This window comes from Galbibacter sp. PAP.153, assembly GCF_037029175.1.
Classification (GTDB): Bacteria; Bacteroidota; Bacteroidia; order Flavobacteriales; family Flavobacteriaceae; genus Galbibacter; species Galbibacter pacificus.
Genome location: NZ_JAZEUN010000081.1, coordinates 1 through 230 on the forward strand (window position 1 = coordinate 1; position 230 = coordinate 230).

General features: G+C 51.3%; 1 pseudogene. It reads left to right on the forward strand.

The window, feature by feature from the left end:
- Positions 1–230, forward strand: a pseudogene (locus UXI14_RS18130) (collagen-like protein); the annotation flags it as partial.

The window sequence follows — 230 nt, forward strand, 5'->3', positions numbered from 1 at the left end:
CAAGGTCCACAAGGAGAAAAAGGTGAACAAGGAGACCAAGGCGAACAGGGAATCCAAGGCCCTCAAGGTGAGCAAGGTCCACAAGGAGAAAAGGGTGAACAAGGAGACCAAGGAATCCAAGGCCTTCAAGGAGAAAAGGGAGATAAAGGCGACCAAGGTGAACAAGGTCCACAAGGAGAAAAAGGTGATAAAGGAGACCAAGGGGTCCAAGGTGAGCAAGGCCCTCAAGG